This window comes from Paenibacillus sp. GYB003 (assembly GCF_036577625.1).
Taxonomy (GTDB): domain Bacteria; phylum Bacillota; class Bacilli; order Paenibacillales; family NBRC-103111; genus Paenibacillus_AB.
On record NZ_JARBDC010000055.1, the window covers coordinates 46,934 to 60,740 of the forward strand.

The 13,807-nt window shown below is 48.9% G+C and carries 6 protein-coding genes; all 6 read left to right on the forward strand.

Features of this window, described 5'->3' with window-relative positions; all coding sequences use genetic code 11:
* The first annotated feature begins 71 nt into the window (after positions 1-71).
* The 6 genes from PV407_RS18510 to metK all read left to right on the forward strand — a co-directional run bounded on the left by PV407_RS18510 (position 72) and on the right by metK (position 13,803).
* Positions 72-5,459 carry an S-layer homology domain-containing protein gene (locus PV407_RS18510; protein WP_332091433.1) on the forward strand — a complete coding sequence of 1,796 codons (5,388 nt, stop codon included), beginning with the start codon at positions 72-74 and terminating at the stop codon, positions 5,457-5,459.
* Positions 5,460-5,916: 457 nt separating this feature from the next.
* Positions 5,917-8,931 (forward strand): S-layer homology domain-containing protein, encoded by a 3,015-nt coding sequence (locus PV407_RS18515; protein WP_332091434.1) that lies wholly within the window; start codon positions 5,917-5,919, stop codon positions 8,929-8,931.
* 163 nt (positions 8,932-9,094) lie between these two features.
* Entirely contained in the window at positions 9,095-11,284 is a 2,190-nt protein-coding gene (locus PV407_RS18520; RefSeq protein ID WP_332091435.1) for a hypothetical protein, read from the forward strand.
* A 237-nt stretch (positions 11,285-11,521) separates the two neighbouring features.
* Entirely contained in the window at positions 11,522-12,049 is a 528-nt protein-coding gene (locus tag PV407_RS18525; RefSeq protein ID WP_332091436.1) for a hypothetical protein, read from the forward strand.
* Positions 12,050-12,139: 90 nt separating this feature from the next.
* Positions 12,140-12,412, forward strand: a complete 273-nt coding sequence (locus tag PV407_RS18530; protein ID WP_332091437.1) for an alpha/beta-type small acid-soluble spore protein — start codon at positions 12,140-12,142, stop codon at positions 12,410-12,412.
* A 188-nt stretch (positions 12,413-12,600) separates the two neighbouring features.
* Entirely contained in the window at positions 12,601-13,803 is a 1,203-nt protein-coding gene (gene metK, locus PV407_RS18535; RefSeq protein ID WP_332091438.1) for a methionine adenosyltransferase, read from the forward strand.
* Positions 13,804-13,807: the final 4 nt, after the last annotated feature.

A 13,807-nucleotide genomic window follows, 5' to 3' on the forward strand; every position in this document is an offset into this window, starting at 1 on the left:
GAGCATGGAGAGAAACGTTTTTGGGAGACCGGCAACACACCGTTTCAACATCGATGAAGGAGGAAACCGCTTTGAGGAAGACTTATCGGAAATGGATCAGTATGGCCCTCGTTCTGGCAATGCTGATCAGCCTGCTTCCGGCTATGTCGGCATATGCGGCCACCGCAAGGATCACGATAAAAGAGCTGTATACGTCCGATACGCAGCCGAGCGACGATTCGCTCATCACGAGGGTGACGAGCAACCCGGTCAATATATCGGCGACGATCGAAAACATCAGCGATTCCCAAGTGTCCGAGCTGTACTACGAAATTACGAACATGACCACGACGAAAACGCCGGTCGTCGAGAAGACGAACAAGGCGCAGAAGACGGGGCAATTCGATATTACGTTCAAAAACGTGCTGCTGACCGAAGGCTTGAACAAAATCGTCATCAAGCTCGGCGATACGAGCGTCATTTCATCGGCGCCGGGCTGGGTTTATTTTACGCCAACGACGACGCTCACGACGATCAATATTAACGGGCAGCCGTTCCAGGATGGCAAAATGTACCCGGAAAACCCGGGCCAATCGACCGTGCTCAACATTTCCGGAACGGCCCCGAACGCGACGGAAGTAAAAGCTTATACGGTAGGCAATCCGAATCCGATCAACGCTTATTTGAACAACGGCGAATTTTTCTTCGTGGCGGACGACGTCAACAATACGCAATCGACGGCCAATTTGCGCCTGCGCGCCGGGGATAACCCGATGACGATCATGGCCGTCAACAATACGAAGACGTATCAAATCAGCAAAAACTTGATTTACAACAACGGCCTGCCGTTCGCTTTTAACGCGAAAATCAAAGAGATCCCCGCCTCGGGTACGCCGGGACCGGCTATGGATCTGATTAAAAATCCGACGGTGACGACGTCCAAAGTCAACATCTCCGCTCTGCTCAAAGACGATCTGACGACGCTCGGCGATTTGCAATACAATTTCGTCGACGTGCTTGTGGGCGGGCAAAAATTCGGGCCGTATAATTTGTCGGGCGCTACGGCCGCTCCGAGAACGGCATCGGTATACCCGAATATCGTTTACGAAGGGCATAGCCCGATGAGACTGTTCGTAACCGGTCAGGCGCTCAGCAACTCGGTGCTGCTGACGCTGACCAACAATGTCGGCGCGGACGTAACGGTTGGCGCCGAGCTGTTGAAGGACAAGGCGCCGATAGCGGTCAATGCGGCGCAAACCGCAGCCATCTACAACATCCCTGCCGGAACGTTCGCAAAAGACGGCGGTCCTTACAAGGTGACGCTGCGAAACGGGACGGGGGGACCGGCCTTGAACGCCGAGCCGTATACGATTACGGTAAACAAACCGTCCGATCCGCTTCCTACGGTTTCCAACGATACGATACCGGATTATCCGACCTCGTTTGCCAAAGTGGCGCAAACTCCATGGCCGCAGCCTCAATTTACGGTCAGCGGGGCAGGCTTGAACGAAGCGGATTTTTCAATCAGCTATACCGATTTAAGCGGTAGACCGGCCGGTCAATCGGCGGCCTCCAGAGTGTCGAGCACCGCGTCCGACATTACGCTTGGCTTTGCCGGTCCGACCGTAACGGCAGACGGCATCTACAAGTATAAAATTTCTTACAAGAGCATACCGCTGGCGGAAAAAGAAATTGTAATCGACAGAAAAGATCCCGATTTGCCGACTGTCGTATTCGGCGGGCTGGTCGGAACGACCAAGACGGCATCGCCAACGACCCTTTATGTATCCGGCACGAATCTGGGAACGAACGTCAACGACATTCAAGACGCCAATCTTGTCAATTTGTCCAATCCGGCCGACATCATCCCGCTTAAAGTATTCGAAGCGCGGGATAACGCGCTGCTGCTGCAGCCGATTGCGAACAATTCGGATCCGACGAATCCCGTACTCGGCCAAACCAATTTAACGGCCGGTGCGACCTACAAGCTTGAATTCAAGAAGCAGCTCCGATACCCGGACGGAACCGCGGCCGGTATCTCGCCCGTTATATCGGCGGGCACCGTAACGAACGGCGTTTATGTATCTACGGCAACAAGCAGCGCGGCGATCAACTCGGTAACGATTCCGCAAGTTACGTTGGCGGAAGTCAGCACCGCGTCCGTATCGATTCAAGGACACGGCTTTACCGACTCGACGAAAATTTCCGCAATCGTAATGAACGAGGATGGCAGCAACCAGCGCAGCGCCAGAATCGCATCGGTTTCGCCGGACGGAACTACAGTGATGGCCGATTTCTCTACCATCGCCGGCATTGCCGCCGGGAATTACTTCCTGAGGATCGCTTACAACAATGTAGTTTTGGGGCAATACCCGTTTACGATTGCGGATCCGAGTCCGACCGGGTTCACGACGTCAGGTTCGACGATCAGCATGAACGGGAACAATTTCGGCCGCGATGTTTCCAAATTAAAGCTGAGATTCGTTTCCGACGATAACAGCTCTTATATTATCGAAGCGATGGCTACTCAAATTATTTCGGGCCGTACGGTGACGTTCAACAAACCGGCCGATTTGTCGCACGGCAGCTACACTGTCAATTTGCTCTATAACGATACGATCGTCGGAAACTCTTTCGTTTACAGCGTCAACGCGGCGGCGTCGCAGCTGAACGAAGTCGGCGAATGGTCTCAGCCCGGAAAGTATAAAGTATTTAACTTCTCCGCAGACCTGGATATTCCGTCGGATCGGACGCAGCTCGTACAATTCAAGTTTTACAATTCGATTTCCGACGATATCCCGGTAACGGCATTCACGTTCAATTACGTAAATCCCGATCTGCCTTATGTGGAAAGCGTCGACCATTTGTCCGAATCGATGGTCAACAACATTACGGAGCTTCCGAGAACGTTCCGCGTGCTTGCCAGCAGCAAGACCGAGAAGCTGAACGTTTATCTGGGCGATTTTACGAGCAATTCGGAGATTTACTTGACTTCCGTGTATGATGGATCCAGCGTTGAAACAAGCAACGGAACAACGTATCGCGTTTTCACCTTTACGCTTCCGGCCAATGTACTGAACGGACTAACTAAAATGACCGTTGTCCCGAGCTCCGACACCAATCACGAGGACAAAACAAAAACAGGCGAAAACTTCTCGGGGAAAAAGCAGTACGACCTGCTCATCTCCAATACGCCGTATTTGATCGTCAATAACATTTACAACGGAATGGTCGTCAAAACGCCGGGAACGCAAATTACATGCGATCGGGGAGGACCGACCGGAAGTTGCGTATCCGGGCGCGTCGTCAACGTGCCGAACGTCAGCACGGACGCGAACCAGCCGGATCGGGTCGAAGTAACCCTCAACGGCATCGCGAACAATTCCATGCTGATCGCCGAGGACAAAACCTTTACGCTGCTCGTATCCGATTTGCGCGAAGGGAAAAATACGCTCGTTTTTAAAATTTATATTAATTCGATTTTGGTCACGACCGCATCGTACGAAATATTTGTGTTCAGCACCGACGCCCCCGAATTTATTTCGGTGACTCCGGTCGAAACTTCGGACGCGAAAAAATTTATACCTGCAACGAAGCCGGATACGTATGCAACGAGCGAAACGTCCGTGGCGTTTTCCGGACAATTCGCCAATGCGTCCGAAATTAAGCTGACCGTCCGCACGAAAGACGCGAACGGCGTGCCGGTCGTCAAATACGATCGCCGTTACGGCGGCAATTTCGGAAACTTGGATCCGCAAAGCAACAACCCGAGTTATTTCAATTCCATCAGCTCGGGCCAGTTTAGAACGAATTCGATACCGCTTCTAGCGAGCGGCGATACGATATTCGAGTTTTCGATTGCAAACGCGTCCGGCATAACGGTCACGAAAGTGATTACGATCAATCGGGAGCCGCTGCCGTATATCATCAAATCGCCGAAGCTGGTCAAGAACGAGAAGAACGAGGATCAGGCGAACATTAACAGCAACTATGTCGAGATCGAGATCGAGGCCGAGAACGCCTCCTCCGTATTATTCGGCAAAGACGAAGCGATCGTTCGCGAAGTGACGGAAAACGGCGTAAAGAAAAATCATTTCTTCCACGAAGTGACCGGCCTGAAGGCCGGCAAAAATACGGTGAAATTTACGGTAGTCCGCGGCACGCAAAAAACAAACGGCTCGTTCATCCTGTACAATACGGATACCGCGATCGAGGGCGCGCAATACAAAGCTCCGCTTCAGTCCACAACGACCGTGTTTGACGGACAGTTATCGCTCAAGTTCCCGAAAGGGACCAACTTTATGCGAAACGAGCCGGGAGCCATCAACCAGTATTTGACTTCGGATCGTAAAATTTTATACGGCATTGCCAATCGTACGGACGGGCGGGTCGACAAAATCAAGCATCCGTCGGCATCCGACGGCCAAATCGGCAATCCGAATCCGGTTATCGACGGTGTCGGAAAGCTGATGCTGGCCGAAACGACGGGTCGTTTCCGTCCGGCGAGCAATTTGTTCTGGATCGATGCGGGAACGATCAAGAAAAACGAGACCGATATGATCAAAGCGCTGAGCGGCAGCGGTCGCCTGCCTTACGACAAAGAAGAGTTCTATTTGCGGACGAGGGAAGACATGGTCGTCCCGACCGAGCGCGGAACGCTTACTTTGAAGTACGACTCCAGCATCCGGGACGATGCATGGAAATATTTAAGCGTCTATCACTTCGATATTTACGAAGATTATACGGGCATCGTCCAAGGCAGATGGAGAAACCTCGGCGGCGTAGTCGATACGGGCAAAAATACGATTACCGTTCCGTTCGATACGTTCGGCTATTACCAGGTCGTATACATGGACAAGAGCTTCGACGACGTCACCGGGCACCCGTGGGCGCGTAACGATCTCGACATCCTGTACTCCAAAGGATATATGCTGAACAAAGAAAGCTCGAGCTTCGTGCCGAACGAATCGATCAAGCGCGGCGAGTTTGCGACGATGCTCGTCAAAATTTTCGATTTGCCGCTCAATTATACCGAAGTTCCGACGTTTACCGACGTACAGCGCGTCAATTTGCTGACAAGGTTGTATGACTATAAGTACATCGAAACGGCCGCCAAGGCCGGCATCGTTCGGGGAGCTGCAGGCGGACGGTTTATGCCGGACAACGATATAACGAGACAGGATGCGGCGATTATGATCGCCAGAGCCGCCGATCTGAAGCTTTCGTCCGACTCGAACATGGATAAAGTGTTGGCCGGTTTGCAAAAATCGTTTACCGATGCCGACAGCATCGACATTTACGCCAGAACGGCCGTCGAAGCCGTTACGAAGGCGGGATTGATCGAGGGCAAAGAAAACGTCCTGCTGCAAGGGCAAACGAAACCGACGGTTCGCTTCGACCCGCTCGAGACGTTTACCCGCGCCGAGGCGGCGGCAGTGGCCATCCGCGTTTTGAAAAACCAGAAAAAGATTCCAAAATAACGTTTCGACCGAAACAGCTGCCGGCCGCGTCCGGCAGCTGTTTTTTTTCAGAACGAACCGATCGGACATGGAAAATACTGCGTAATGACGAAAATGATAGATGCAGGTATACTGAGTTTGTGGCAAAACGATATACGGACTTGCTACACGAGGGTGTTGAGACCTCCTACAGAGTGCCGCCAACAGACATAGAAAACTTTTTTCGAAATGTCGCAACTTTTTTCGAAACAGTGCGTTTAATTAGGTGAATCCGCAAACGACGCATTCCAAGAACATAAGGAAACGAAGCCTGCAGTGGTACTTTTTCACAAATTATTCTTTACGCTGCGAAAGTACCATTGTATAATGTTAAAGTGGCTAGTTTTCTACTTCGACAGTTTACTAGTTTCTGTGACAAACGTTGCAGAGTCCAAATAGGAAGTGGCGCTCAAACTCTGGAAAGGAGGTGAATTGGCCGATGAGTAACAAGGGCCTGCCATCTAAATTACACACTCAAACATCGTATGATGATAATCGAGGAGGAGAAACAAAGGTTATGAAGAAAAGCTTGTCTGTACTCGTAGCAACAGCTATGGTGTCGTCCGTTTTCGCATCCGTTGCTTTCGCAGCTGACGCCAACCTGACGACCCAACAAAAATTGGACGCGCTGATCGCAGCCGGCATTTTCGATAAAGACGGAACTGGTAACGGATCCGAACTCGATGCTAACATGTCCCGCGAGCAATTGGCCAAAATCCTCGCGAAATTGAAAGACCTGAAAGAAGTATCCGGAACGAGCTATACGGACGTCGCTTCCGACCGTTGGTCCGCTGGATTCATTCAAGCGGTGACGAAAGCTACTCCGATGTTGATGGACGGCGTAGCCGACGGCGTATTCAATCCGGCCGGCGATGTTACTCTCGAGCAACTGGCTACCGTAGCTGTTCGCGCACTCGGCCTGCAACCTAACAACAGCGGTACCGTTAATGGTAACGTTTCGGATTGGGCTAAAGGCTATGTTGCAACGGCTATCGCTAACGGCCTCCTCGGCGAAAAAGCGGACTTCACGAAGCCTGCTATCCGCTCCGAGCTGGTAGAAGCTACTTATGCCGCTAAAGGCGTCCTCGACGAGCAAAACAAACCGGCTAAAGCTTCGATTAAATCCGCTAAAGCTGCCGGCGTACAAAAGGTTGAAGTTACGCTCGACCGCGATGTAGATACAACCAAGGCGACTTTCTCTTTGAAACGCGGAACACAGGACATTGCGCTTGACGCGTCTGCAACAAAGTGGTCCGACGACAAGAAAACAGCGACTTTGACATTGAAAGATGTTAAGCTTATCGAGGGTGAATACACAGTTACCCTTGGCGGCCTTGCTGCTGATGAAATCGGTACGGCAACTGGCACCTTTACGGCAGAGAAGGAAGTTGTTAAAAAACTTGAATTCTCTACAGCTAGCGATACGATTGCCAAACACAGCAAAGCTCGAGTTCAATTCAAAGCTGTTAACCAATATGGCGAAAATGCATCCTTGAACGCAGGCAATTTCACGGTTAACACGCCAGGCTTCTCTAGCTCTGTAACAAAAGATAACACCGGGACTTTTGTCGTAACCATCGATACAACGACCATGAGCGGCGGTACTCCGCAACCTGGATTGACTGTTGTGCCGGTATACATTTACGAGAACGATTCCCGTGTATCGATTCAACAAAACTTTAAACTGGGTTCGGAACCTTTCGTAACTAAGATGGAATTGGGCGAAGTAAAATATCCGTCCGGCAAGAAGAGCTTGTCCGCTATTGGTGACTTTGTTACCATTCCTGTAACATTATTCGATCAATATGGCAACCCGCTTGCTTACGATAGCACTAATAACTACAACCAAAACGTGTTCTCGACGCCATATACGCAAAGCCTGGGTACACCTGAATTTGGAGACTTTTCTAACACTGGTTTCGGTGAACTCAAAATTGCTCTTGTGAAGCGTGTCGAGAAGTCTGAGGACTACACGATCACGGCTCAAATCGGCGGAGCAAACGCTACGACCAAAATCAGCATTACATCTGCCAAGTTGGCGACGAAGATTCAATTTGGTACTCCGTCCTCTCAATTTGCAGAGGGAGATCTCAAGGACATTTATGTTCCGATCATCGCTTATGACGCAGACGGAAACCAACTGAGCGCAGACGACATCGTGGACAGCCAAAACTTGCCGCGAATCAATATTCAAGGTACGAATGTTAAGGATGCTAAGGGTGCAGACCTTTCCAGAGCTTCTATCGATACGACTGGAGACCACAAAGGTCAAATTCATATCTGGGAAGTTACCGGAAAAGCCGGAAGCTATGCATACTTGACCGCTTACCTGGATTCGACGACAGGAAACAATAGTTACATCACTTTGAATCAACCAATTACCAAGTCGCGTATTCCGGACAAATTCAAAGTCGTAACTGACAGCGCACCGAAGACCCTCGGCGGCAATTCGGATTTGAAGGTTGTCGTAGTTGATCAAAATGGCGATCAGCTTGATCAAATGACTGCTGAAAATTCGGTGAACTATCAAGTTTATGCTGAAGTTACTGGTAGCGGCGGCATGAAAGTAAGGGCAAAAACTGACGGAGTAACTGCTGTCGATTACGGCGTTGGTCAAAACTTTACGATTTCGGGCGCTAACATCAGAGACTTCAATCAAACGATGACGTTCTTGGGTGGCGGTGGTGCTGCTGGACAAAAAATCGATCTCAAATTGTCCTTGCAAAAACTTAATAATGAAGGCAAGTGGACTACGATTTCCAGCTTGACTAAATCGTATAGCTTTATCGACAAAGATAACGAAACTCTTTCCTATTCCGTAAGCAACCCGACCAACTTGTTTGCTGCTATCGATAGCTCCATCTTGTCGGCAGATCAAAAAAATCCGACGACTAGCGTGATGAAGAAGAAAATTGCTGTTACTGCAAAAGACTCGGCAGGAAACGTAGTTAAGCTTCCGGACGACCGTATCGTAAGTGTATCGTCCAGCGTATACAATGTAGTTCAGTGGGGTATGAGCGGAAGCACAGGATATATCCTTGGTAACAAACCAGGAACATCCAAGATTAACGTAGTTTACAAGGATATGAAGGGTGAGCTTCAAACAGCATCTTTTGACGCTGAAGTCAAAGCGGATGCTCCTGCTATCCAACGAGTAACCAACGATAGCATCGCAACGCCTACTGCTACTACTGCAAATGGCTATGTTAATGCTTATCAGTTCATGAACCTGAAATTGTTCGATCAATACGGTATTGAGTATGCAACTACCAATATCAACAATTATTCCAATGTAACAGGTGTATACTACGAGGTTGAAGGCAATAGTAAAGTAAGTGTGAATGGTAATACCGGGGCACTGACGTTCAGCAGTCCTTTGGTTGCCGGTGATACGTTTACGCTTAAAGCTTATGCCGCTGGTCAAGTGAAGTCGACTTTCGTACGTATTCGCTAATCTGCACGGTAGCAAATAAAAAGAAAGCCTTCGGGCTTTCTTTTTATTTTCACATAAACGTCACAAAACAATGCTAAACTACCTCCAAGAAATCTAAAGTTCGCTGAAACAAAATCTGTTTTCCAGCGTCTATTACTATAGAGATTCTCAGAGGAGGATGTTCATGGCAAAAAAATCGAAATTCAAGAAACTATCCGTTCAATCGGTTATGCTTTTTTCTTTGATGGCCGGCACCGTTCCATTACATACAGCATATGCCGACAGTTCGCAAAGCGCTTCCGCCGTTTCCGTATTTGATATTCCGTCGGTTGGTTCCGTATGGGTAAACGACAAAAGTTATTTTGAACTCAAGGATGCGAGATTATCCGTCGGGGCCGAAACGAATACGGTGACATTTACCGTTAAAATAGTCAATGGCGGATCGGGCGACCTCCAATTTATCGATTATTGGGTTCGGATGCAGTCGACGTCCGGGGCTAATTTTACAATCAATGTAATGCCGCAGGATAAAGATAAGAACGTTATTCCCGCAGGCGGAACGCAAGAAATCAAGTTTTATGCAAACGTGACTTCTTCGGTTCAGCTAAGTGATCTTCAATTCAAAATCATTAAGTGGGACTTTTCATCGGCCGATTATCAGAAAACGCTAGGTACTTTACAAATTCCAGCCGACTACAGTACAGTGGCTCCGGTTGGCTCAAAAGCCAACATCAAAATCGCAAAAACTTCGGTACAAAGCTATATTAAAAAGTCGACTATTAGCAGCAACGAAGAAAACTTTTTACCGACAATTACGCTTGAATTGCAAAATACGGATAGTCGCAGCTTAAAGCTTCCGACTATGAATTACATGATTCGTACTTCAGATGGTTTGCTTTATCCACTTACTGCAAATGGCATAACGAATACGACGACAATCGATCCGCTTATGACGAAAGAAATCAAACTGACGGGTAAACTGCCGCGTTCCATTTCGGATCAAAATTGGGAACTGGTAATAACGGAAAATACAACTACCGGCGAATCGACTTCAGTTAATACTGCCGTGGCGGAATTAAAGATTCCAAATGCAACGGAAGACCTCTCATCAACTGAGAAAGAACAGTCATTCTCGAACGAAGACGGAACTTACATAGCGAAATTGGAAACTATTCAAAGGGTCCCGTGGGAAAACGAAGATCTAATGTCTGCAACAGTTGCATTAAGTTCCAAAGAATCTAAAGCGTTGCCGATTCCGAATCTTATAGGCTACATTGAATTGGATGAATCCGTAAAGATCGATTTTAAAGTGATTCGATCTGACAATGTAATCGGACTTCAACCCGAAAGCGAAGTTCGTTTGCAATTGCTTGCGCGTATCCCTTACACGTACGAATATTCCAATATGAAAATCGTATTACAGGAAAAACCGGCATCTTCCGAAAGTGGCAGTGGAAACAACAATAGCGGAAGTACAAACAACACAGTGACGGATCTCGTAGCTTTCAAGGTAAATGCAGATGTGGATAGCATACCATTAGTTGCAGCTGGAGATCACTTTCAAATTGGAGGTATCGGACGTTCAGGGGACTATAAGATTCATTCCATTCATCAATTTTCAGGGAAAAGCTCTGACTTACTTGTTGCGCAAGTTGAATTAACCAATTTGGAGAAACGCTCAAACGATATTTCAAAATTAGTCGCTCAATTTAAGGCGTCCGACGGCAATGTTTATCCGGCTACGATTTCCGAAATTAAGAAAAAAATCAGTCCTTCCGGGAAAGCACTTTTGAACTTATATGCCACTTTGCCTAAAGTAAGATCGAATGAGATCACTCAATTGATTATTGGGGAAGGAATAACGGATGGAAAATATACAACGGGGGATGGAAAACCGGATGCTTATGTAAATGTTGTATCCTTTGCCCTTCCCGAAGAAAATAAAAATCCATCCGATTCGATTAAGAATATGGATTTCTTCCCTTATACTTTAAGCTTAAGTCGAGTAGGCACTTCGGTGAGCGATTCTACAGTTAAAATCAAATTCGATTATGAGCTGAATCGCGATGGACTATACGAAGTCAATACGGATGATTATAAAGTTATTGTGGAACTGAAGGATGTAAATGGGGATGCCACACTTGAATCAACATTTGATTTGGAAAAATCAGGGTCAGGCTCCACTGGTTCAAGCAGCAGTAGCAAAACATTGGTTTTAGGAAAGAACAAGATGGAAGTATCAATCACGGATGCAGATTTCCTTTACAAAGTTTCGACTTTGAAAAAGTATCAACTGAATATTTATCATCAGTTCCAAGGAAATAAAAAACTTGTTGCGACACAAACATTAGATTGGTTTGTTTACTCCGACTAATAAACCCCAAATCCTTTCGATCCTCTCCGGTCGAAAGGATTCTTTTTTGCCGATGTCGAAAGTAAACAGGTCAGGAGGCGAATGAATTTGAAGCAGAAGAGGAAACTGATACTTACCGGGTTGCTTGGGCTAGGGATCGTCGTAGGCGTCTATGCGGGACAAGCGGCAATCGTATCGAAAGCGGACGGAGCGCTCCAACCGGGTTCGGCGGACGATCCGATCGTAACGAAAAGTTATTTGGACGAGCAGTTGAAGAAATTAACGGGAGGAAGCTGGACGGGAACGTCCGGAACCGGAACGGGGCAATCGGGTGGCGGATCGGCCGGTTCCGGCGTGACCGAACAACAAGTCAAGGAATGGATGGCGGCCGAAGCTGAAAAAATAAAGCAAGAGCTGAAAGGGCAGATCCCCTCAACGGGAAATTCATCGTCACAGCCGCCGTCGATTCCGTCCACCGGAGCCGGCACGGCGTCACTGGAAGTGATTAAGCTGGAAGCCGGACAAATCTTATACGGAGGCATAGGCGCCGAAATCATCGTTCGGACCGGGAAAGCGATAGCGGTGAGCAACGACGACGGAATTCCGGACGTAACATCGGGGAAAGATGTACCTGTAGGCACCGCGATCGAAACGAATCATCTGCTCGTTATCCCGAGAGAAGGACGCGGCATTAAACCCGACCCGAAAAATAAAGACGAAATTTACGTCATGATTCGCGGCAGTTACATCTTGTTGAAAGAGGACGGTACGAAAGTATCTCCATAAATTTTCCCCAATTAACAATAATCCATACGGCTGAACGACGGCAAAACAGCCATACTAGAGGTACACCGCTGTTAAAGGAGGTGACCACAGATGGCAAGAAGCAATCGCAAAGTCGTCCCGGAATGCGAAAAGGCTCTGGATCAAATGAAATACGAGATTGCCGCGGAATTGGGTCTGCCGGTAGGCGCCAACAAAGCGCAGTTTGGCAATGTGGAATTCGCGACCGAGCTCGGCACCATTTCTTCGGCCTCCATTCAGGACAACTACTGGGGCCATATTGCAACCCGCGATACGGGGGCTGTCGGGGGCGCGATCACCAGCAGACTCGTTCAGAAAGCGGAACAAACGCTGCTCGGGCTGTAATCATTTTTGGGTTTATTCGTTTATTGACAGAGTCGGACAAATCCAGTAACATCAATATTTGAAGGTATTGCACAAGCAACCTTTTCCTATGGGAAAAGGTTCGTTTTTTGTATGTCGAAAATAAAATGCTATGATGCCGCAAGGGCGTTAAAGCACATAACGAATAGTGCAGGAGGTAGAATGCAATTATGGCACTGAACGGCCGCCGTTTGTTTACATCAGAATCCGTTACAGAAGGGCATCCTGACAAAATTTGCGATCAAATTTCCGATGCGGTGTTGGATGCGTTTTTGCAAAACGATCCGAACGCCCGCGTAGCTTGCGAAGTATCGGTTGCTACGGGACTTGTGCTTGTGATCGGTGAAATCAGCAGCTCCTCGGAATATGTCGATATTCCGTCGATCGTCCGCAGCACGATCAAAGAAATCGGTTATACCCGGGCCAAATTCGGTTTTGACGCCTCAACGTGCGCCGTATTGACCTCGCTTAACGAACAGTCGGCGGATATTGCCATGGGCGTCGACAAAGCCCTGGAAGCCAAAGAAGGGACGATGACGGACGAGCAAATCGAAGCTCTCGGCGCCGGAGACCAAGGTCTGATGTTCGGCTTCGCCGTTAACGAAACGCCGGAACTGATGCCGCTTCCGATCGCTCTGTCGCACCGTCTGGCTCGCCGCTTGTCCGAAGTGCGCAAAAACGGCACGCTGGCTTACTTGCGTCCGGACGGCAAAACGCAAGTTACGGTCGAGTACGAAGGGGACAAACCGGTTCGCGTCGATACGATTGTCGTATCCACCCAGCATGCGGAAGAAATTACGCTGGAGCAAATCCAGAAAGATATTCGCGAGCATGTCATTAAGCCGGTCGTACCGGCGGAATGGCTTGACGATCAAACGAAATATTTCATCAACCCGACCGGCCGCTTCGTCATCGGCGGTCCGCAAGGCGATGCCGGACTCACCGGCCGCAAAATTATAGTCGATACGTACGGCGGCTATGCCCGTCACGGCGGCGGCGCATTTTCCGGCAAAGACCCGACGAAGGTCGACCGTTCGGCCGCGTACGCCGCGCGTTATGTAGCGAAAAACATCGTAGCCGCAGGCTTGGCGGAAAAAGTCGAAATCCAGCTCGCATACGCGATCGGCGTAGCTCGTCCGGTTTCGGTCAACGTGGATACGTTCGGTACCGGCAAAGTAAGCGAGGAGAAGCTGGAGCAGCTTATTCGCAACAATTTCGACCTGCGCCCGGCCGGCATCATCAAGGAGCTCGATCTGCGCAAGCCGATTTACCGGCAAACGGCCGCATACGGACATTTCGGCCGTACCGATGTCGATTTGCCGTGGGAAAGAACCGATAAAGCGGAGCTGCTGAAACAGCAAGCTTTCGCCTAAGCTC